Raw genomic sequence first — 20,886 nt, forward strand, 5'->3', positions numbered from 1 at the left:
CGGTGGTGCGCGCAAACGGCGGTGATGTCGCCTCCGCCACATGCGGAGCCTGTGCTGGCGGCGGTGCTCGGGCACGGAGGCGATGCCCACGCACCCGGTGTCGCGTTGCCCATGGGAGGCAGATGGGTACGGAGCTGGTTTCGCAGTGCGAGTCGTTCCAGACCGCTCGGAGCTGAACCAGAGCTGAACCGGTGCCGTAAGAGTGTCGTCCTCGCGCCAGGGTGAAAGGCGCGCATGAGAGCAACCAGCGCCCCCGGGCGTGCGTGGTACGGTCGCGCCTTCCGAGCTTTGGCGCCCGCTCGTGCCCCACGATGCGCGGCGAGGAGGAGCAATCGATGGCAGACGCGAACCAGCGGATGATGCGGGCGGCGCGCTTCGATACGGCCGCGCGGACGTTGACGGTGACCGACGTCCCCGTCCCCCAGCCGCGTCCGGGCGAGGTGCGGGTGCGAGTGAAGGCGTGCGGCATCTGTCTCTCGGATGCGCACCTGCTCGACGGCTCGCTGCGCTCTCCGCTGCCGATGGTGACACCGGGACATGAGTCCTCGGGCGTCATCGACGAGGTGGGCGTGGGCGTGCCGCGCTGGCAGGTGGGGCAGCGTGTCGCGATGGCGGGTGGCAAGCCCTGCGGTCGCTGCGCGAAGTGCTCCAACGGTCAGCCGACGGACTGCCTCGACTTCCAAATCATGGGTTTCCACTACGACGGCGCCTGGGCCGAGTACGTCGTGGTGCCGTACTTCGTGCTCTCGTTGGTTCCCGACCACCTGCCGTTCGAACAGGCGGCCATCCTCGCGGACGCGGTGGCCACGCCGTACGCGGGCTTGCTGGACAGCGCGAAGCTGAAGCCCGCGCAGTCGGTGGGCTTGTGGGGCATCGGCGGGCTTGGCGTCCACGCGGTACAGATTGCGCGGATGATGGGAGCGACGCCCATCATCGCGTTCGACACGAACGAGGCCGCGCGCAATCGCGCGCTGGAGTTCGGCGCGGACGTGGCGTTGGATCCGCGCTCTCCGGACGTGCGTGCGCAGGTGCTCCAGCACACGCATGGCCTGGGCCTGGATGTGGCGGTGGACCTGGTGGGGGCGAACTCGGTACTGGCGCAGGCGGCGTTGTGCCTCGGGCGCTACGGGCGCGTGGTGATGGTGGGCCTGTCACCGGAGCAGATTCAATTGGGCGCCGGTGTGAACTTCGGCCTGCGCTCCCAGACGCTTCAGGGACACCTGGGCTACGAGAAGAAGCACCTGGACCAGCTCGTGTCGCTGGTGAGCACCAAGCGCCTGGACGTCTCGCGCTCCGTGACGGCGACGCTGCCGCTGGAGGACGTGGCGAAGGGCGTGGAGCGGCTGGTGAAGAAGGAAGGCAATCCCATCCGCCTCGTCATCACGCCCTGAGGCTCACGGGCAGCACGGCGGGGGAGCGGGCGGCCGAGCACCCAGGAGAGTGTCCGGACCTGGTGCGGATCCGCTCCTGGCGGAATGGGCACCAGCCTAGGGGCCTGATGTCGAGGGGATGCGGCCGGCCCATGTAGGTCCCCCTCCCTGCTCCAGGGCGGACGCCCCCTTGGTGGGCAGGCCTCGGGCATGGGAAGCGGAGGTCGAGGGTTCGGAACAGTCCTCCTTCGGCGTCCCCCATGGCATAAGGGCGCCGCGCCCGCCTTCCGGGCAACCCCTACGCACATGATTCGTCTCGACAACATCAGCAAGCAGCACGGCCAGCAGATTCTCTTCATCGAGGCTTCGGCCGCTCTCCACAAGGGGGAGAAGGTCGGGCTCGTCGGCCCCAACGGCGCCGGCAAGACGACGCTGTTCCGGATGATTACCGACCAGGAGCACCCCGATGAAGGCCAGGTGGCCGTCGACCGTGGTGTCACCATCGGCTACTTCAACCAGGACGTCGGCGAGATGTCCGGCCGCTCCGCCGTGGCCGAGGTCATGGACGGCGCCGGTCCAGTGAGCTCGGTCGCCGGGGAGATGAAGTCGCTCGAAGCGGACATGGCCGACCCGGACAAGGCCGACGACATGGAGAAGCTCGTCGAGCGCTATGGCCTGGTGCAGGCGCGCTTCGAGGAGCTCGGTGGCTACGCGCTGGAGGGCCGCGCGCGGGAGATTCTCGCGGGCCTGGGCTTCAGCGAGGAGATGATGGATGGCGACGTCGGCGCGCTGTCTGGCGGTTGGAAGATGCGCGTGGCGCTGGCGCGCATCCTGCTCATGCGCCCGGACGCGATGCTGCTCGACGAGCCGAGCAACCATCTGGACCTGGAGAGCCTCATCTGGCTGGAGGGCTTCCTCAAGGGGTACGAGGGCGCGCTCCTGATGACGTCGCACGACCGCGAGTTCTTGAACCGCATCGTCACCAAGATGGTGGAGATCGACGGCGGCTCGCTGACGACGTACTCGGGCAACTACGACTTCTACGAGCAGCAGCGCGCTCAGAACGAGAAGCAGCAGCAGGCGCAGTACGAGCGCCAGCAGGCCATGCTCGCCAAGGAGCTGAAGTTCATCGAGCGCTTCAAGGCCCGCGCCTCGCACGCCGCGCAGGTGCAGAGCCGCGTGAAGAAGCTGGAGAAGATTGAAAAGGTGGAGCCGCCCAAGCGCCGCACGACGGTGCTGTTCGAGTTCCAGCCTGCGCCGCGCTCGGGTGACGACGTGGTGAACCTGAAGGCCGTGCACAAGGCCTACGGCAAGCGGACCATCTACGAGGGCATGGACTTCCTCGTGCGCCGTGGCGAGCGCTGGTGCGTCATGGGCGTCAACGGCGCGGGCAAGTCCACGCTGCTGAAGCTGGTGGTGGGCTCGACGACTCCGGACACCGGCGCGGTGACGGTGGGTGGCAGCGTGAAGCTGGGGTACTTCGCCCAGCACGCCATGGACCTGCTGAATGGTGAGCGCACGGTGTTTGAGTCGCTGGAGGACGCGTTCCCCCGCGCTGGCCAGGGCTCGCTGCGCGCGCTGGCCGGGTGCTTCGGCTTCTCCGGCGATGAGGTGGAGAAGAAGTGCCGCGTGCTGTCGGGTGGTGAGAAGGCGCGTCTGGTGATGGCGAAGATGCTCTTCGACCCGCCCAACTTCCTGGTGCTGGACGAGCCCACCAACCACCTGGACATGGCGACGAAGGAGATGCTGATTACGGCGCTGGCCCGCTACGAAGGCACGATGCTCTTCGTCTCGCACGACCGTCACTTCCTGGGCGCGCTGTCCAACCGCGTGCTGGAGCTGACGCCGGAAGGCATCCACCAGTACGGCGGCGGCTACACCGAGTACGTGGCGCGCACCGGCCACGAGGCGCCAGGTCTGCGAAGTTGAGTGACGGCGAGAGGCCGCGCTCCTTCGGGATGCGCGGCTACTCGAACAGGCGGCTGGCCAGTCGCGCCAGCTTCCGCGCCTTGCCGGTGTACGGAGGGAAGAACAGGTTCGCCAGCGTCGTACGGCCCTGGCGAAGCACCGCGCGCTCGTGGCTGAACGTCCTGAAGCCCGTCTCTCCGTGGTACGCGCCCAGGCCGCTCGCGCCCACGCCGCCGAAGGGCAGGTTCGGGTTCACGTTGTGCAACACCACGGTGTTGATGCACGTGCCGCCCGCGCTCGTCTCCTGGAGCAGCCGCTCCACCGCCGCGTCGTCATGGCTGAAGACGTAGAGCGCCAGCGGCTTGCCGCCCGTGCGCACGTGCGTCACCACCTCGTCGAGCGACTCGAAGCGCAGCACCGGCAGCACCGGCCCGAAAATCTCCTCCTCCATCAGCGGCGCATCCGGCGCCACGTCCGCCAGCACCGTCGGCGCGATGAAGCGCGTCTCCGCGTCCACGCCGCCGCCCACCACCACCCGCGCCCCCGCCGCCACCGTGCGGTCCATCAGCCCGCGCACCCGCGCGAAGGCGCCGTCATCCACCATGCGGCAGAGGTCCGTGCTCGCGCGCCGCGCCTCCTCGGAGCGTCCGTAGAAGCGCTCCAGCGCCACCTTCAGCGCCGCGAGGAACGCCTCCTCCTTCGACGCATGCACCCAGACGTGGTCCGGGGCGATGCACGTCTGCCCGCCATTGAGGAACTTGCCCCAGGCCACGCGCTCCGCCGCGGCCTCCAGGTCCGCCGTCGCGTCGACGATGGCCGGCGACTTGCCGCCCAATTCCAGCGTCACGCTGGCCAGGTGCTTCGCCGCCGCCTCCATCACCCGCCGCCCCACGCGCGGCCCTCCGGTGAAGAAGAAGTGGTCGAACGGCAGCCGCAAGAGCGCCTCGCCCACCTCCGCGCCACCCTCTACCAGCGCGACTTCGTCCTCGGGGAAGGTGTCTCGCACCAGCTCCGCCAGGAAGCGCGACGTCTTCGGCGTCTTGTCGCTGGGCTTGCACATCACGGTGTTGCCCGCCGCCACCGCGCCTATCAGCGGCAGCATCAGCAGGTTGAAGGGGTAGTTCCACGGAGCCAGCACCAGCACCACGCCGCGTGCTTCGTAGCGCACGTGGCTGGAGGTGCCCGTGAGCACCAGCGGCGTCGTCACCTTGCGCGGCTTCATCCACGCCTTGAGGTGCTTGCGCACGTGCTCCAGTTCGATGAGCACCGGGAGGATTTCCGTCGCCTCGACTTCCGCGCGGGGCTTGCGGAAGTCCGCGTGGATGGCGTCCGCGAGCGCATCCCGCCGCTCGATGATGCGCGCCTTGAGCTTCTCCAGCCTCTCCAGTCGCTCGCCGGGGCCGCGCCGCGCCACGTCCCAGCGCCGGGCCCGCAGGCGCTCGAACGCCTCCTGCAAGGCCCGGGGAATCAGCTCCTCCTCCTGCTTCACCACGCGCATCCCGGCTCCTCTGGCTGTCTGGCCTACTCCAACAGCCGGCTGGCGCGGGAGGCCCATTCCTGCGCCTTTCCGCGGTACGGCGGGAAGAACACCGCCGCCAGCGACTTCATCCATTGAACCGACACGGCGCGCTCGTGACTGAAGGTCCGGAAGCCGTAGACGCCGTGGTAGTGCCCCAGGCCACTCATTCCCACCCCGCCGAAGGGCAGGTTCGGGTTCGCCACGTGGATGAGGACGTTGTTCACCACGGCCCCTCCGGACGTCGTGTTGCGGAATACGTCCTCGACGGCCCGCTTGTCCTGGCTGAAGACGTAGAGCGCCAGCGGCTTGTCCCCCCCCTGGATGTGCGCGTACACCTCGTCACGCGAGCGGTACGTCATCACCGGCAACACCGGCCCGAAGATTTCCCCCTCCATGATGGCCATGTCCGGCGTCACGCCCGTCAGCACGGTGGGTGCCAGGTAGCGCGAGGGCCCGTCCGCCACCCCGCCCACCTCGACCTTCGCTCCAGCCGCCACCGTCCTGTCCACCAGGTCCTTCACCCGTCGCCACGCCGCCTGGTCCACCAGCCGCGAGAAGTCCGCGCTCGCCTGCCGCTCCGGCTCGGTGGCCCCATAGAAGCGGGCGATGACCGCCTTGAGCGCGTCGATGAAGGCCTGCTGCCGTGACTCGTGCACGAACACGTAGTCCGGCGCGACACAGGTCTGTCCGCCGTTGATGAACTTGCCCCACGCGAGCCGCTCCGCCGCGGCCTGCACGTCCGCCGTCTCGTCGATGATGGCCGGCGACTTGCCGCCCAATTCCAGCGTCACGCTGGCCAGGTGCTTCGCCGCCGCCTCCATCACCTTGCGGCCGATGCGCGGGTTGCCGGTGAAGAAGAAGTGGTCGAAGGGCAGCTCCAAGAGCGCCTCCGCCGTCTCCGCGCCGCCCTCGAACAGCGCGACTTCGTTCTCCGGGAAGACGTCCCGCACCAGCCGCGAGAGGAAGCGCGCGGTGTGAGGCGTCTTCTCGCTGGGCTTGCAGATGACCGTGTTGCCCGCGGCGATGGCGGCGATGAGCGGCGCCATCAGGAGCTGGAAGGGGTAGTTCCACGGGGCCAGCACCAGCACCACGCCGCGCGCCTCGTAGCGCACGTGCGCGGAGGAGCCCGCGAGCAGCAGGGGCGTGCCCACGCGCGTGGGCTTCATCCACGACGACAGGTGCTTCACCGTGTGGTTCAGCTCCTCCAGCGTCGGGTGGATTTCCGTCAGCTCCACCTCCAGCGCGGGTTTGCGGAAGTCCTGGTGGATGGCCTCGGCCAGCTCGTCGCGGCGAGCGATGATGGCCTCGCGCAGGCGCTTGAGCCGGGCGATGCGCTCGGCGGTGGTGGTGCGCGACATCACCCAGCGGTTGGCGCGCTGGGCCTGGAAGGCGGCCTGGATGCGCGCGAGGTCCGCGGTGGGCTTCGACTCGGTGGTGACGGGGACGAGCTCCAGCATGGTTGGCTCCTGGGGTGTGGCGGGGTGCTTCAGCGGGCCTCGAGCCCGCGCAAGAGGGTGGTGAGCGCCGCGGTCAGCTCGGCGGTGAAGTCGATTCGCAAGGGGGCCATGTGCGGCGACGCCAGGACTTCGCGCGCCACGGGCGCCACGTCCGCCATCTGCCGCAGGCCCGTCACCAGCGCGTGCAGGTGCACCAGCACTCGGGGGCCCTCGCCGGGCCGCAGGAAGGTCATTCGCGATTCCAGCAGCGCGCCGATGTGCAGCATCGCCTGCAGCAGCCGCTCCTTGAACCGCCGCGCCTGCTCCACCGTCACGTTCTGCTCCAGCACCGTCTGGAGCATCGCGAGCAGCCGCGTGAGCGACGTCTCTGGCTCCAGCGACTCGGCCACGGTGCGCGCCAGCCACGGGCCCGTCCACGTCGCGTCCGGCTGACACAGCCGCGCGTCCAGCCGCGAGAACCAGGAGAAGAGCAGGTCGTCCAGGAGCGCCAGGAACAGCGCCTCCTTGGTCGGGAAGTAGAGGAACACCGTGCCCTTGGCCAGCCCGGCCCGCTCCGCCACGTCCGCCATCTTCACCTCCGCGTAGGAGGTGGCCTCGTAGAGCGCCAGCGCTTCGTCCAGCAACTGGCGCCGCCGCGCTTCCTTGTCCTCGTCCTTGCGCGCCCGCTGGGGCGCCGCCCGTCCCGCCTTCTCGCCCACGTTGCTGACCATGGGTCATCAATAGGTGACCTTGGGTCAGTCGTCAATTGACTGGCGGTCAGCTTCGACGGCTGAACAATGGCCCCCGACTGGAGGGTGGTGGGTATGTGTGTGAGAGTGTCGCCATGCGTCCCATCCAGGCGGAACTGCTGTCCGGCAGCGAGCTGTACCGGGAGGTGGTGCTGGAGAAGCTGCTCCACGCGCGCGAGTCGGTGTGGATTGCGACGGCGAACGTGAAGGCGATGTACGTGGAGTCGAAGGGGCGCTTCGTTCCGCTGGTGGAGGTGCTGGATGGGCTGTCCGCGCGAGGGCTGTCGTTGCGGCTCTTGCACGCGGAGCTGCCGAGCCGTCCGTTCCGCGCGGCGTTCGACGAGCGGGCCCGGCTGGTGGCGGGAGGGTTGGAGTTGAAGGTGTGCCCGCGCGTGCACTTCAAGGCGGTGGTGGTGGACGGGGCGTGGGCCTACCTGGGGAGCGCGAATCTCACGGGGGCGGGCCTGGGCGCGAAGGGCGACGCGGTGCGCAACTTCGAGCTGGGGTTCGTGACGGAGGACTTCGACGTCATCGACCGGGTGACGGCGCTCTACGAGGCGGTGTGGAGCGGGGCCGAATGCCGGGGGTGCAAGCTGCGGGCGGTGTGCCCGGACCCGATAATCCCCGCACCCACCAGGTTGGGGGAGATGCGAAGCTCGCGCGACGCCGTGCGGCTGGGCAAGGCTCGCCGGCTCAAGCGACACACCTCGGAGTCTCGACGACGATGATGAAGCTCTACTTCGCCCAGAAGACGCGCGCCACGCGACCCCGCTGGTTGCTCGAGGAGCTGGGAGTCCCGTACGAGCTGGTGCCGGTGGACCTGCTCCAGCGCGAGCACAAGAGCCCCGAGTACCTGCGCGTGCACCCCATGGGCTCCATGCCCGCGCTGGAGGATGACGGGCACGCCGTCTTCGAGTCGGCCGCGATTCTCCTGCACCTCGCCGACAAGTTCCCGGAAGCGGGCTTCGCGCCGGCGCTCGGCACCGTGGAGCGCGCCGAGTACTACCAGTGGATGATGTTCTGCATGGCCACCATGGAGCCGCCCCTGTCCGCGTACTCCGCGCACAGCCGCTTCCTGCCGGAGCACGAGCGCGTGCCCGGGGAGGCGGAGCGGGGCCAGAAGCGCTTCACGGATATCGCCCGCATGCTGGAGGAGAAGCTCAAGGGGCGCTCGTTCCTGGTGGGCGAGCGCTTCACCGCGGCGGACGTGGTGATGGCGTCCATCCTCAACTGGGGTGGAGGCATGGGGCTGCTGGAGGACTTCCCCGCCCTGCGCTCCTACGTGGAGCGGCAGATGGCTCGTCCCGCCGCGCGGCGCGCCCAGCAGTAGGACGCCCTCCGTCTGGCGGCTATTCGCTCGGGGGCCCTTCGCCGCGATTCACCGCGGCGGCGATGGCGGGCTCCTCTGCCTGGGCGCTCGCCTCGGCGGACGCCTTGCCTTGCTGTCGCTCTCGCCACGAGCTGGGGGAGTCGCCCACCAGCTTGCGGAACAGGCTGCTGAAGTGCTGGAGCGATGCGCAGCCCACCTCCACCGCGACGGCGGTGAGCTTCATGTCCGTCTCCAGCAGCAGCGCCTGCGCCATACGCACCTGCACCGAGTTCAGCTCCGCCTGGAAGGACGTCCCCGCCTCCTTCAACCGGCGCTGGAGCGTGCGCTCGGACATTCCCATCTCCCGGGCCACGTCCGACAGGTTGATGTCCGGCAGCTTGCCGCGCATCGCCTGGTGCAGCTCGCGCAGCAAGGGCGACTGGCCCGTGGCCTCCGCCACCAGGTCATTCAGCTTGGACAAGAGCGGCGCCGCCCGGCCCTCCGGCTGGCCCAGCCACGCGAGCGCATTCGCGGGGTCCGTGAACACCTTGCTGGGATAGGCGCCCGTCAAGAGCGTGTAGAACCCGCCCACCACCGCGCCCGCCACGCCCTCCGGACGCACCAGGGCCTGCCGCTGCACGGACGTGCTGAACGACTTCTCGCGCGCTTGCATGTACTTCACGAGCACCGCGAACGCGGCGGGGTCCGCCGCCTCCAGCCGCCGCGCATCCACCAGCGACGCATGCGGCGCCGCGGGGGCGAGCTCCACATCGAGCACATGCACCAGCCGGCGCACGTGCGCCTCGGCCGGGCGGCCCCAGAGGATGAAGCCGCACAGGTCCGCCGAAGCGTACCAATGCAGGAAGCCTTCCCCGACTAGGTAACGGCCGTGGGGGTCCCTGAAGTAATCGTCGACGCCGTCTGCCGATCGCACGGCTCGGCAGAATAGCGCTTCGCCACCTTGGCCACCCAGAAGGGATTGATGGGGGCCAGCGAAGTGACCAACTCCGGCCGGACCTGCGCCGTCCCGGCCAGCTCCGCCGTCACCACCGGCAGCTCCCGCCAGGCCACCTGGGGCTTCACGTGGTGGGCCTGGTGGTAACCGGCATTGAAAAAGAACAGGTTGTACAGATGGGAGGTGGACGTGGTGCCCAGGGCCGCCTTCTGGGTGGAGTCCGTCTCGAAGTGGGCCGCCAGGTTGAGCCAGTGGATGCAGACCTGTCCCACCAGCAGCACCCCCCACCACGCCAGCCCCAGGGCCGGGCGCCAGAGGATGACCGCGAGGATGCCCCCGTCCACGACGAGGAAGTCGAGGATGAGCTCCAGGCGCTGGTTGCGCTTCTTGGCCCACCGCCACACGTTGGCCACCGCCTCGAACGGCCAGAACCACGGCGTCAGCGCCGAGCGCAGGCAATAACGCAGGGCGCCTTCACCCGGCCGCCGCTGACCCCAGTCCCCCGGGCCGTCGTTGTACCGGTGATGGTTGAAGTGGTGGATGTAGTAGCCCCGGTAGGGGAACCCACACGCCAGGCCGAGCGTCCGGGACACGACCCAGTGCAGCACCTTGGGGCGCGCCATGGACACGTGCATGTGGTTGTGCAGGACGGCGTAGTTCCAGAACAGCACCGCCCAGCCGACGACGCACATGCCCACGCGGCCCCAGAGGCCCAGGTGGTCCCAACTCAACAGGAAGGAAGGGAACCACACCCACCACAGCGCGTGTACCGCGAGCTGCGGCAAGTCGAGAGCGGGGGCGGGGGAGGGGCGAGTCATGAAGCACGAAGGTAGGCTTGCGCTCGCCTCGCCGCTTCATTCCATACGCCAAGCGCTTGCGAAAACGCGCAACCTCGAGCGTCGTCCCCCTCAATCCGTTGCAACCCGGGTCCACCCCGCCCCGGGACTGATTCCGCCCGCGCTCGCTGTCTTCCACGGATGAGGAATGGAAGCAGCGCGTCGCGGGCGTGCTGCGGGGTTCACGTTTCGAGCGCGTTGGCGACCTGGCCCAACAGCCTGAGCCGGGGCGCATCCAGCTTGCGCACGGTGCGCAGAAGTCGGCGCACCTCGGGACGCTCGCGATACTCCGGCGGGTCCTCGGCGAGCGTGGGCGCGCCTTCCACGCCGGACATGCCGAGCAGCACGTCCGACGAGCAGTTGAGAACCAGACACAGCTTCCTCAGCGTGCGGACGCTGGGGAGCATGTGGCCGCGCTCCAGCCGCCCGTACACCTCGGTGGCGATTCCCACGCGCTCGGCCACGTCGGCCTGGGTGAGCTCCAGCCGCTGCCGCGCCGCGCGAACTGCATTTCCAATGATGGTGGCCAATCGTTGTTCCATGGCGTGCGGAAACCTGTCGAAAGAGGGCTTCACCCCCCGCGCTTCGGCGGAGAGGTACCGGGGAGAAGTGCCTGCGGGCTCCTGACCTCGTGGAACACAGACTACGGGTGGGGTCTGACATTCAGGTGCATCCAGAAGGGCGTGCGAAAGCGCTTGAACCCGAAGGCGTTTCGGACCCTGTCGGGACACGTGTCCGAGGCCGCTCCTGGGGGGCTCCGGAAGTGGGGTTCCGGCGTCCGGGGAAGGCACCATGCGGGCGCTGGACGCGAATCTCGCCAAATGCCGCGCGAGGCCGAAAAATCGGCTCCGGGGAGATCAGCGCCTGTCGCGGGTGGATCAACGTGGCGTGCGTGCGAGTGGGGCTTCACGCGGAGCGTTTCCAGGACGCGTCGGGCTCACCGCGAACGTCGCTCCGGAGCAACGTCCGGTGCTGGACGTCACCCGCCGCGCGGCCGCACTCACGGTGCAGGTGTTCAGCGGTCCTGGCGCGACCGTCGGCGTGTGGCGGAAAGGCGGTGCTCACCTCCGAGGCCGAAAAGTCGGCCTGCGCGGCGTTGTCAATGGAGAGGCCGGGAGTTCAAGGAAAAGCCCTGGTGTTTCCGTGGTTTACGAAGGCGGGACGTCTGACGTAGGGTGAGCGCCCCCCGGTGGGTCGGGGGTGCACCGCGCTGCCTCGCGGGGAGGGCCGTTGAGGTCGTGAGCGACGAGCGTCCGGACGCGCTGCTCAAGAGCGCACTCGAGAAAATTGTCTACTTCGAGGCGCGCGCGGAGCAACTGCTCAGCGAGCTGGGTTCGACGCGCGAGGAGATGGAGCACCTCAAGCGTGAGCTGGCGGAGGCGCATCAGCGCGAGCTGGAGCTGCGCCGCGAGGTGGCGGCGCTGGAGGTTCGCGCCGGGCGGTTCCAGGCGGAGCGCGAGGAGTCCGTGCGGCTCACGCAGGCGCTGCGCGGCGAGCGCGACCAGCTGATGGACCGGCTGCTGAACGCCAGTCGGTTGCGCACGTCGACGAAGGACGGCGACGACGAGGACGACGACCTGGGGTTCGACCTGGCGTCGTTCATCTCCCAGCTTCGCAGCGAGGCGCTGCTGAACGGGGAGTCGCAGCGCGTGGCCTCGCCGGTCGTCAAGGTACCGATGCGCGGGCCGGCCGTGCCGCTCGCCGAGGGGGCCGCGAAGGCGCAGGCCGCCAGTGCTTCCGCTCCGAGCACGCCGATTCGAGCCGCGTTGCTGGAGCCCCTGTTGGAGGGGCTGTCGCCGGTGGCGCGCGAGGCCCAGCGCTTCTTCCAGGCGGGGCGTCTCGGCGTCAGCCAGGCGCAGCTCGCGGAGCTGTCCGGGCAGGGTGGCGTGGGGGCTTCGACAGACGAGACGCTGTTCGGGTTCTCCGTGCGCGAGCTGTCCGCGCCGGACCCCGCCGCGCGGATTCGTGCAGCGGAGCGACTGAAGGCGCTGTCCCAGCCGGCGGCGGCTCCGGCGCTGGCGAGCGCGCTGCACGCGGAGACGGACTCGGCGGCGCAGGTGGCGCTGCTCCAGGCGTTCGCGGCGCTGTGCCGGGAAGAAGGCTCGCCGGTGGTGTCTCCGCTATTGGCGTCGCCGGTGCCCGAGGTGCGTATCGCGGCGCTCAAGGCGCTCTTGACGTTGGCGCCTCGGGACGCGGCGCCGCATCTGGCGCAGGCGATGAAGGACCCGGACCGCTCCGTGCGTCGCCGGGCGTCGCTGCTGGCGCTGGGGTTGGAGGGTGAGACGGCGCGGCGGCTGGGCGAGGAAGCCATCCACGACGCGGACTCGGAGGTCCGCTCGCTGGCGGCGCTCGCGCTGGGGGCTGGGAGCGGGGAGAACGCTCGCACGCTGTTGCTGGAGGCGCTGGGCGACCGCGAGCCGCGCGTGCGCAAGGCGGCGGCGCAGAGCCTGTCGCGGATCCTGGGACACGACGTGTCGGCGGTGGTCTCGCTGGATGACACGCACCGGCGCCGCGAGATTCGCAGGCTGGCGACGCTGCCCGTGAAGCCCGTGCGCGCACGGCTGGAGGATGCGGCGCGCCCGATGGTCGCGCGCACCCTGGTTGTTCAGGCGCAGGCGGTGGTTTCCGCGCACGTGGCCGCCTCGGGCATGGCCCATGGGACTGCCTCGATGAGTCCTACGCAGGTGATGATGTCCGCTGGCTCGGCCCACGGGACTGCCTCGATGGCTTCCGCACAGGGGGCCCATGGGGCTGCCTCGATGGGCTCCGCGCAGGCGCAGGGGATGGCCTACGTAGGTGCGACCGCCGCTGGGCCGCAGGCCGTGGTCGGCGTGGGTGCCCGGCAGGGCGCGGGTTTCGCGGCTGCGCCGCAGGCCATGGTCGCCGTGGGTGCTCGGCACGCCGCGGGTTCCGCTGCATCGCCTCAGGCCGTGGCCTCGGTAGGGGGTCGGCAAATCCCGGCTCCGGCTTTCGTGGGGCAGGGGGGCGTTCCCTCGGCGCAGGCTGCTGCCCGTGCTCCGATGCAGGCGGGCGGGGCTCCTCCCTCGACGCTTCTCCCCACCGCGCAGTCCGGCCAGCGCGCGCCAGGCCAGTCCGCGACGGGCACTCCCTCGCAGCCGACAGCGCAGGCCGCCCGGCCCGCCGCCGCTCCTCGACTCTCCCCTGTCCAGGCGGCCCTGGTGGCGATGGGTGCTCCGGCGCCCGTGCCCGCCGCTGCTCCTCCCGCTCCAGCGCGAGCCGCCGAAGCACGTCCCCCCTCGGGCCGCCCGGGTGTTTCACCCGTCGAGACGCTCTGCGGGCAGATGCTGATGGAGGTCCGCGTCGCGGTTCGTGGTCGCTCGCTCGCCGAGCTGACGACCGCCCTGGGGGCCCCCGTGGAACTCGCCCAGGAAGCACTCACCCTGCTATCAGCCCGAGGTTCCGTGGTCCGAAGGGGACACAAATACTTCGCCGCTTGAGGCAAGGTCTCCGTCCCGTACGTCTTTCGAAGGGTCGTTCATGGAAGCGCCGACATACAGCTCGAAGCAGGTGGCCGAGATGCTCGGCGTGTCTCCGAAGGCCATCCCGGAGGACGCGCGGAAGGACGTGTACACCCCGGACGACGTCTGGGATTTGCGCACCACCCTCGACCGCTTCCCGGACAAGATTGGCCACCGCCGTCAGCTCTTCCTGAACTTCAAGGGCGGCACCGGCAAGACGTCCCTGTCCACCTCGTACGCGTGGCGAATCGCGGAGCTGGGCTACTCGGTCCTCCTCATCGACCTGGACAGCCAGGGCCACGCCACCAAGTGCCTGGGCTACGAGGGCGAGGACTTCGAGAAGACGCTGCTCGACGTGCTGGTGCGCAAGACGCCCCTGGCCAAGGTCATCCAGAAGTCCTCCCTGCCCAACCTGGACTTCGTCCCGTCCAACCTCAGCATGTCCACCATGGACCTCTCGCTGATGCCCATGGCCGGCCGCGAGTTCAAGCTGCGCAACGCCCTCAAGGACGTGGAGGCCCAGTACGACGTCGTCGTCTTCGACGCGCCCCCGTCCTTCGGCCTGCTCAACCTCAACGCGCTGATGGCGGCGAACGACTTGTTCGTCCCCGTGCTCGCGGACTTCCTTTCCTTCCACGGCCTCAAGCTGCTGTTCGAAACGGTGCAGAGCCTGGAGGAGGACCTGAACCACGTGCTCGACCACGTGTTCATCGTGGTCAACTCCTTCAACGCCACCTTCAAGCTGGCGAAGGAAGCGCTGGAGGCGCTCCAGAAGCACTACCCGGAGTTCCTCCTGCCGACCATCATCCGGCAGTGCACCAAGTTCGCCCAGGCCTCCAGCGAGGGGCGCCCCGTCTTCGTCGCGGACCCCACGTCGAAGGGCGCCAGCGACATCCAGGCCATGATTGACAACGTCCTGCCGCGCCTCGTCGCCGCGGCCGCCGCCGCCCCGAAGAAGGGCACCCAGCAGGCCGGCTGAGATTCGCCATGAAGAAAGCCTTCGAACAGAACGTGTCTCGCGCCAAGCCGCGCCTCCGCTTGGGCGCGTTCACCGGCGTCGCCGACCCGGCCGAGTCCTCCCCCTCCGAGTCCTCGGAGCAGGAGCCCTCCGCCTCGGCCCCGCCCGAGCCTCCTTCCGCGGACCTGTCCGCCGAGGTCCGCGCCAGAATCGAGCGCGCCCGCGCCCCGCGTCCCACCGCCGCCGAGGCGATGGAAGTCGCGTTGGGTGCGCAGGAGCCGACGCGCGCCCGGGAGCCGGTGTTCACCTCGCAGGTCTCCGAGCCCGTCACGTACGCGTCTCCAGAGCCTGGGTCGCCGGAGTCGGCCCGCTTCGACGACGAGTACGGCGAAGCTCCCGCCACCTTCGCGGCGCCTCCCCCCACTGCGTTCCATCTGGACGGCTTCTCGGCCGGGCACTCCCAGGAGGCCCATCCCATGACGCAGGGCTCGTCACACGCTTCGCTTCCCCATGTCACCGCGATGGTCGCCGAGCCGGTGGCTCGCGTCGAAGCTCCGCCCCAGGAGGTGGAGGTGCAGACGCCCGCGCCGCCGCGTGAAGAGGATGACTCCGACGCGCGCCGCGAGCGGCTGAAGGCCCGCCTCAAGGCGGTGCGCGAGAATCCGCGTCCGGAGCCCCTGCCGGCGACGGTGGCCGAGGCGGGTCAGCGCGCGGTGGAGCGCATCACCCACCTCCAGGCGGAGCTGGTGAAGGTGAAGTCCGCCAACCTCTCGCTCACGCAGGAGCTGGAAGTGGCGCGCCGTCAGGCGGAGAAGGCCACCGAGGAAGCCCGCCTGCGCATGGACGAGGCGCGTCGGCTCTCTTCCGAGATGGAAGGCCGCGTGAAGCTGCTGGCGGACCTGGAGCGGGAGCTGGCCGCGCTGGAGGGTGAGCGCGACGAGGCGCTCCTGTCCCTCCAGGAGAACCGTCAGGCGCTCCAGGCCTCCGCGAGGGAGCACGAGGTCCTCGAGGAGGCCGTGGCTCGCGGCAAGCAGGCCCTGGTGGACAGCCTCGCCGAGGAGGAGAGGCTCGCCGGTGAGCTGGAGTCCGCCAAGGACGAGTCGACCTCGCTGCACCGGGCGGTGGAAGCACTCCAGGGCGAGCGTGACGTGCTGGCCCAGCAGGTGGCGTCACTCACCGCCGAGCGCGCCGAACTGCTCGAGGCACGCAAGGCCCTGGAGGCCGTGCACCGCGCGCTGAGCCAGGCCGCGGCCCGGTAGTCCTCGTCGCGTCGGGTCGAGCCGGTGGAGGACGCAAGGCGCTGAAGACTCCCGCGCCTTGCTGAATCCGCTCCACCTGGGGCGCCCGGAAGAGGGCGCCACACGGTGGCGCCTACTTCCCGTCCTTCGCCACGCCACCGCGCGAAGTGCTCTTCACGGCGGCGACGAGCTCCGGCTTGAGCGGCGGGTTGTGCAGGCCCTCCAGCGACAGCTCCGCGAACTCGCCCTGCGTGGACTTGAGCCCGTCGAGGAACGCGACGAGGCGCTTCTCACGGTCCGCCTTCTTGGGGTGCCGTGAGCCCAGGCTCGAGCCGTCCGTCGTCTTGCGCAGGAGCGTGCGGTACTCGTTCGGGTCATAGCCGGCGGAGATCATCATCCGCGCCGCGAGCTCGTCCGCCGCGTACTCCTGCTCTTTGTCGTTCCCGCTCTCCGCGAACTCGATGACCTTCTCCGTCAGGCTGCCGAGCAACGCCGAGTCGCCGTCCAGGTCCAGGTTGCCGCCGCTGTCCGTCGAGGCGATGAGCTTGCCGGAGCCTGGAATGCCGGCCTCCATCGTGACGGCCGTCTTGCAGAGGCTCACCTTGGCGGCGTTGTACTGCTTGATGGAGTGCTTGAGCACGACGTGGGCAATCTCGTGCGCGAGCACGCCCGCGAGCTGGCTCTCGTTGTCCAGCTCCGACAGCAGCTTCCGGGTGACGAAGACGTAGGCCCCGGGCGTGGACACGGCGTTGAAGTTCTTGTCGTCGTTGAGCACGCCGAACGTCCACTCCAGCGTGGGCCTCGCGGACTGCGCACCCAGGTTCTTCCCCACGACATTGATGTACTCGTGGACGTCATGCACCCCGGTGCCCTTCGCGCCGTCCGTCGGGGCCATCAACCCGCCACCTCCCTGCACCCAGTGGACGGCCATGGCACTGCCGATGGCGTACTCCTCCGTCACCGTAGGCTCCACGTTCAGCTTGTCGCAGGAGGCGCGCTCCTTCGTCGCCGCCGCCGAGCTGTTCACCACCGTCCCCGCCTTGTCGGCGAACTGAGCGAGTGTCACCCCCTTGCACGACGAGGCCATCAGCCCCAGGCCCGCCAGCGCCACCGTCTTCCAGTGCCCGCGCATCACGTGCCCCCCTTCGACTTGCCCTTGGACGCACCCGACTTCGCCGTGGCCTCCGCGCCGACGACGGGGAACAGCCCCGCCTCCTTCGCGTGCTTCGCGATGTCCGCGGTGGAGACGTCCTTGGCCTTCTTCTCCAGGCTCTGCAACTGGGCCACCGCCTGCTTGTGGTTGCCGCCCTTCTTGTTGCCGTACTCGACGGCGCCGGGGCTGAGCGCCTTCACCGCCGCGCCGCTGGCGACGAAGCCCGCGGGGTTCACCTGGCGCTTGCCCTTGTCCTCCACGACGAGCTCCATGTTGGGCGCGGTGGTGGACAGGTTCGACTGGAAGACGAAGCCCTTCTTCCCCGCCGCCGTCTTCACCTTGTGCCACTGCTTGTTCTTCGCGTCCGCGCCCTCCCACTTCACCTGTTCGCCCGGCTGGAGGACGACCACCGCGTTCGCCGTGGGCGACGGGCTCTCCATCACCCGCGTGTTCTTCGCCTTCACATACAGCGAACCCCCCACCGCCACCGCCGACGCGAGGCTCGGAAAGCCCAGTGCCAGCATCAGGGCCACCCAGGCCGCTCTGGTTCTCATCGTCATTGCTCCGACTCCTTTCCCGCTCACTTGTCCAGGCTCGCCACACCGTCGAAATCCGGCGGCGGCGCCTTCGCGTACTTGTGACAACGCTCCAGCAGGGCTTTCGTCGGACCGTCGTCCGGGTCCTCGGCCCCGAGTGTCTCCAGCATCGACGCGGCCTCGTCGAAGCGCGCCTCTCGATACACGGCCAGCGCGGCGTGATAGCGCTCCACCGTCGCCCGCTTGCGCGCATCCAGGCCGCCCTTGAGCGACAGCAGCTCGTACACGGTGACGGCCTCCGTCTTCCCCGCCACCCGCACGCGGTCCAGCTCACGCACCTCGATGTGCTCGCGCGCCAGTTCGTACGTGCGCGGGCCAATCATGATGACGGAGCCATACGCCTTGTTCGCGCCCTCCAGCCGCGCGGCCAGGTTCATCCCATCGCCGATGGCCGTGTAGCTGAAGAGCTGCTCGCTGCCGAAGTTGCCCACGAAGTTCACCGCGGAGTTGACGCCGATGCGCGTGTAGACGTCCGGCAGGCCCTTGGCGCTGAACTCCGCGCGCATCCGGTCCACCTCCGCCTTGGCCGCGAGCGCCCCCCGGCACGCGCGCACCGCATGGTCGTCCTGGCGCATGGGCGCGCCGAACAGGCACACCACCGCGTCGCCGATGTACTTGTCCAGGCACCCGCCCTCCTTCAGCAGCACGCCACTCACCCGCGTCAGGTACGTGTTGAGGATGCGCACCAGGCTGCGCGGGTCCTCCTTGAAGCGCTCGCTGAAGGTGGAGAAGCCTCGGATGTCGCTGAAGAAGGCGCTGATTTCGACGTTCTCTCCGTCGAGCCTCGGCAGCTTGCGCTCCGAAATCATCTGCTCCACGAGCTTGGGCTCCATGAAGCGACTGAAGGCGGCGCGGACGAACTCCGTCTCCCGGTTGGCCACCAGGTGGTTGAAGGCCACCGCCGTGACGCTGGCCAGCAGGCCCGCCATGGACGGCAGCGCCGTCAGCACGTGCGTGCCGGACGACATGAAGCGCCCCGTCACCAGGTACATGCCCAGAAGCAGCGCCACCGGCCACGCGATTTCCAGCGGCGTCCAGCGCGTCGTCATCAGCAGCACCACGGACACCAGCGCCACCAGCAACGTGAGCGCCAGGTCCACCGCGAGCGGTGCCCGGGTGATGAAGCGCCCGTTGCCGAGCAGCGTCTCCAGCACCGCCGCCTGCTTCATGACGCCGGGGACCTCCGCCTGGAAGGACGTGGCCTTGATGTCGCTGAGTCCCAGCGCCGTGCCGCCGATGACCACCACCTTGCCCCGGAGCGCCTCCGACGCAAGCCCCGAGGACTCGCCCTTGTCCCGGTTCACCCAGCCGTCGAGCACGTCGAGCAGGGTCACGGTGTGGAAGCGCTTGTGCAGCTCCCCGCCGCCGTAATCAATCGCCGCGCCGCCATCCGGGTCCACGGCATAGGAGCGGCTGCCCACGAGCAGCTTCCGGTCGGACAGCGTCACCTCGCTCGCGCCCAGCAGGCCCGCGGCCACGCGCACCGGCAGCGTCGGGTACGTGTTGACGCCATCCGTGTACGCGAAGTGCGTGCGCCGCATGAAGCCGTCGGGGTCCGTCTCCGTATCCACCAGCCCGAAGCCATCGACCGCGCCCACGAGCACGGGGATGGGCGGCACGGGATGGCGCAGCGTGGGCGCGGTGTGCTCGGCGGTGGACTCGGCTGTCTCACCCGCGAAGTCCCGGCCCTCCAGCGTCGGCAGGAGGAGGTCTCTCGTCCGCACCGGGTAGGCGAGGGCGTGTGCCATCTCTTCTGGCGTGACGGAGGCGACGGCGCCGTTGTCCGGTGTGTCGGCGAAGGCGTCGCCGCCCGCTTCGGGGAACGTCTCGTCGCCGCCTTCCTCCGGGAAGGTCTCCTCGCCCGCGGGCAGCGCCTCCCGGGGAAGCGACTCGCCGGTCGAGGCCACGGGGGAAGCCACGGGCGCGGAGGGGAGAGGGGCGAGCGGCGAAGGGGGTGTCTTGTCGAAGTCAGCGCGCGGCAGCGGCTGCGCGTTGGCGTTGGTGGAGACACCCAGGAAGAAGGGGATGCGCGTGTCGCGCAGCATCTGCGCGAAGGCCAGGTCCGTGGACTCATCGGACGAACGCTCGTCCATCACCGCGTCGAACACGACCGCGCGCGCGCCCTCCGCCTGGAGCTGCTCCACCACGCGGGCCCACAGGTTGCGGCTGTAGGGCCAGCTGCCGAAGTTGAGCGTGTAGCGCTCGTTGGCGCGGATGCCGTCCAGCGACGACTGGTCGATGACCACCACCGACACCGTGGGAGACTTCCCGCGCCCGTCGGTGAACGTGGTGAGCGCCTGGTCATACGCGCCGCGCTCCAGGTCGTCGAGCCAGCCGCGCCACCACGCGAGCATCGCCAGCGCGGTGGACAACACCGCCACGCCCAGCATCAGCCGCCAGTGGTTGCGCCAGCGCAGCCGGATGATTTTCCAGGTGTCTCCCGCCACGGCCCCCTCTTGCGATGTGCGTGGCTCGCCACACTAGCCCAGCACGCACTCGCGCACGGCATCTCCCCGGCCGGAAGGGTGCCGATAAAACCATGAATACACTGAAGTCGCGACCGTGAGACACGCGGAGACGACGAGCCCTCGTGTATACGCTCGGCATCCGACGCGCGAGTCCGTGGGTTATTCCCGCGGAAACTCCGAGCGCGGGCCCACGCGTCGCCGCGGGGCCCCGTCGGGACAGCAGCGACGTCAGAACGCCGAGCCCGCCTCCTGGAGGAAGCGCGCCTCTTCCGGAGTCGTGGGACGGCCCAGCGCATCGTTGCGGTGTGGGAAGCGACCGAAGCGCTCGATGACGTCCAGGTGTCGCTTCGCGTAGCCGAGCGTCTCGTGGCTGCCGGAATGATGCAGCGTCAGCATCTCGAACAGCGAGACGGAGAGCCGCTGGTCGTGGAGCTCCTCGCTGTGCTCGAAGGGCAGGTACATGAACCACCGCCATACGGACGGCAGCGTGAGGTCCAGGCCCCTCGCCAGCGCGTGACGCGCCACCGAGCGCGCGTGGGCATCCGTGGCGAACGCGCGGGGCGTGCCTCGGAAGAGGTTGCGGGGTACCTGGTCCAGCAGCAGCACCAGCGCCAGGCTGGTGCGGGGTTCGTCCCGCCAGGAGCTCAACTCCCCGGCCGCTGCTCGCTCGTGCGTGTCCAGGAAGCGGTCCCTGCACTCCGCATCGAAGGCCGCGTCGCGCTGGAACCACGCGGCGCGAGGACGAATACAGGCTGGGTTGCGAGCCGGGTCCGCCGGCAGACCGAACCAGAAGTCGAGCACTTCGTCCGCGCTCACCATGTCGTTCCTCCCCAAGGTCTCGATAGAGCGCCCACCCGTCGACAGTCAACGGGGGTGGCGGGTGATGCGGGCCATCACCACCTTGCATCGAAC

At 69.5% G+C, this 20,886-nt stretch carries 17 protein-coding genes; 7 read left to right on the forward strand and 10 right to left on the reverse strand.

The features are described 5' to 3' along the window. The first annotated feature begins 335 nt into the window (after positions 1-335). Complete coding sequence (locus HUW62_RS05795; protein WP_176433822.1) at positions 336-1,391, forward strand: zinc-binding dehydrogenase; 1,056 nt, start codon at positions 336-338, stop codon at positions 1,389-1,391. A gap of 285 nt (positions 1,392-1,676) precedes the next feature. Beyond that, the gene (locus tag HUW62_RS05800; protein WP_163863450.1) at positions 1,677-3,299 is read left to right on the forward strand and encodes an ABC-F family ATP-binding cassette domain-containing protein; all 1,623 of its coding nucleotides are present in this window, start codon (positions 1,677-1,679) and stop codon (positions 3,297-3,299) included. Positions 3,300-3,336: 37 nt separating this feature from the next. Here the strand turns inward: HUW62_RS05800 and HUW62_RS05805 are convergent, their stop codons facing one another. The 3 genes from HUW62_RS05805 to HUW62_RS05815 are packed head-to-tail and all read right to left on the reverse strand — an operon-like array spanning position 3,337 to position 6,964. Continuing rightward, on the reverse strand, positions 3,337-4,776 hold the full coding sequence (locus HUW62_RS05805) for an aldehyde dehydrogenase family protein (RefSeq protein WP_176433823.1): 1,440 nt from the start codon (positions 4,774-4,776) through the stop codon (positions 3,337-3,339). A 23-nt stretch (positions 4,777-4,799) separates the two neighbouring features. Further along, positions 4,800-6,254 (reverse strand): aldehyde dehydrogenase family protein, encoded by a 1,455-nt coding sequence (locus HUW62_RS05810; RefSeq protein WP_176433824.1) that lies wholly within the window; start codon positions 6,252-6,254, stop codon positions 4,800-4,802. Between the two features lie 29 nt (positions 6,255-6,283). Then, on the reverse strand, positions 6,284-6,964 hold the full coding sequence (locus HUW62_RS05815; RefSeq protein WP_163863444.1) for a TetR/AcrR family transcriptional regulator: 681 nt from the start codon (positions 6,962-6,964) through the stop codon (positions 6,284-6,286). Positions 6,965-7,077: 113 nt separating this feature from the next. Here HUW62_RS05815 and HUW62_RS05820 point away from each other — a divergent pair, with 113 nt between their 5' ends. Together HUW62_RS05820 and HUW62_RS05825 are read left to right on the forward strand one after the other, a co-directional pair. Next, complete coding sequence (locus HUW62_RS05820) at positions 7,078-7,710, forward strand: phospholipase D-like domain-containing protein (protein WP_163863442.1); 633 nt, start codon at positions 7,078-7,080, stop codon at positions 7,708-7,710. Next, positions 7,707-8,312, forward strand: coding sequence for a glutathione S-transferase family protein (locus HUW62_RS05825; RefSeq protein WP_163863440.1), 606 nt, complete (start codon positions 7,707-7,709; stop codon positions 8,310-8,312). Before HUW62_RS05820 ends, HUW62_RS05825 begins: the two co-directional genes overlap by 4 nt. A gap of 19 nt (positions 8,313-8,331) precedes the next feature. On the opposite strand, the gene HUW62_RS05830 is transcribed toward HUW62_RS05825, so the two are convergent. The 3 genes from HUW62_RS05830 to HUW62_RS05840 all read right to left on the reverse strand — a co-directional run bounded on the left by HUW62_RS05830 (position 8,332) and on the right by HUW62_RS05840 (position 10,624). Continuing rightward, positions 8,332-9,087: a helix-turn-helix transcriptional regulator gene (locus HUW62_RS05830; RefSeq protein ID WP_240356164.1), complete on the reverse strand. Its 756-nt coding sequence runs from the start codon at positions 9,085-9,087 to the stop codon at positions 8,332-8,334. 80 nt (positions 9,088-9,167) lie between these two features. Next, complete coding sequence (locus HUW62_RS05835; protein ID WP_163863438.1) at positions 9,168-10,064, reverse strand: fatty acid desaturase; 897 nt, start codon at positions 10,062-10,064, stop codon at positions 9,168-9,170. A 200-nt stretch (positions 10,065-10,264) separates the two neighbouring features. Then, positions 10,265-10,624, reverse strand: coding sequence for a helix-turn-helix transcriptional regulator (locus tag HUW62_RS05840; RefSeq protein ID WP_141643418.1), 360 nt, complete (start codon positions 10,622-10,624; stop codon positions 10,265-10,267). 696 nt (positions 10,625-11,320) lie between these two features. Here HUW62_RS05840 and HUW62_RS05845 point away from each other — a divergent pair. The 3 genes from HUW62_RS05845 to HUW62_RS05855 are packed head-to-tail and all read left to right on the forward strand — an operon-like array spanning position 11,321 to position 15,778. Beyond that, positions 11,321-13,540: a HEAT repeat domain-containing protein gene (locus HUW62_RS05845; protein ID WP_176433825.1), complete on the forward strand. Its 2,220-nt coding sequence runs from the start codon at positions 11,321-11,323 to the stop codon at positions 13,538-13,540. A 40-nt stretch (positions 13,541-13,580) separates the two neighbouring features. Beyond that, positions 13,581-14,540, forward strand: coding sequence for a ParA family protein (locus HUW62_RS05850; RefSeq protein WP_163863433.1), 960 nt, complete (start codon positions 13,581-13,583; stop codon positions 14,538-14,540). Positions 14,541-14,548: 8 nt separating this feature from the next. Continuing rightward, positions 14,549-15,778 (forward strand): extensin-like protein, encoded by a 1,230-nt coding sequence (locus tag HUW62_RS05855; RefSeq protein ID WP_163863431.1) that lies wholly within the window; start codon positions 14,549-14,551, stop codon positions 15,776-15,778. 112 nt (positions 15,779-15,890) lie between these two features. On the opposite strand, the gene HUW62_RS05860 is transcribed toward HUW62_RS05855, so the two are convergent. The 4 genes from HUW62_RS05860 to HUW62_RS05875 all read right to left on the reverse strand — a co-directional run bounded on the left by HUW62_RS05860 (position 15,891) and on the right by HUW62_RS05875 (position 20,793). Then, the gene (locus tag HUW62_RS05860; protein ID WP_163863430.1) at positions 15,891-16,889 is read right to left on the reverse strand and encodes a M48 family metalloprotease; all 999 of its coding nucleotides are present in this window, start codon (positions 16,887-16,889) and stop codon (positions 15,891-15,893) included. Then, positions 16,889-17,470, reverse strand: coding sequence for an SH3 domain-containing protein (locus tag HUW62_RS05865; protein ID WP_176433826.1), 582 nt, complete (start codon positions 17,468-17,470; stop codon positions 16,889-16,891). The genes HUW62_RS05860 and HUW62_RS05865 overlap by 1 nt, the downstream gene beginning before the upstream one ends. 20 nt (positions 17,471-17,490) lie before the next feature. Then, the gene (locus HUW62_RS05870; protein ID WP_163863426.1) at positions 17,491-19,953 is read right to left on the reverse strand and encodes an adenylate/guanylate cyclase domain-containing protein; all 2,463 of its coding nucleotides are present in this window, start codon (positions 19,951-19,953) and stop codon (positions 17,491-17,493) included. A gap of 249 nt (positions 19,954-20,202) precedes the next feature. Next, positions 20,203-20,793 carry a DUF924 family protein gene (locus tag HUW62_RS05875; protein WP_163863424.1) on the reverse strand — a complete coding sequence of 197 codons (591 nt, stop codon included), beginning with the start codon at positions 20,791-20,793 and terminating at the stop codon, positions 20,203-20,205. Positions 20,794-20,886 lie beyond the last annotated feature (93 nt).

Source organism: Myxococcus sp. AM011, assembly GCF_013372595.1.
GTDB lineage: Bacteria > Myxococcota > Myxococcia > Myxococcales > Myxococcaceae > Myxococcus > Myxococcus eversor.